The organism is uncultured Photobacterium sp. (genome assembly GCF_947502415.1).
Taxonomy (GTDB): domain Bacteria; phylum Pseudomonadota; class Gammaproteobacteria; order Enterobacterales; family Vibrionaceae; genus Photobacterium.
Window position 1 is genome coordinate 1 of record NZ_CANMZV010000142.1, and the last position, 227, is coordinate 227.

1 rRNA gene is annotated in these 227 nt (G+C 52.9%); it reads right to left on the minus strand.

The features are described from left to right. Positions 1-227, minus strand: a 23S ribosomal RNA gene (locus Q0852_RS23860); the annotation flags it as partial.

Here is a 227-nt window from a genome sequence, read left to right on the forward strand (position 1 = left end):
AGGAGTATTTAGCCTTGGAGGATGGTCCCCCCATGTTCAGACAGGATATCACGTGTCCCGTCCTACTCGATTTCACTGTAAAGGCGTTGTCGACTACGGGGCTATCACCCTATACTGCCAGGCTTTCCAGCCTGTTCGTCTGACGCCAATCTAGCTTAAGGGCTAATCCGGTTTCGCTCGCCGCTACTGCCGGAATCTCGGTTGATTTCTGTTCCTCGGGGTACTTA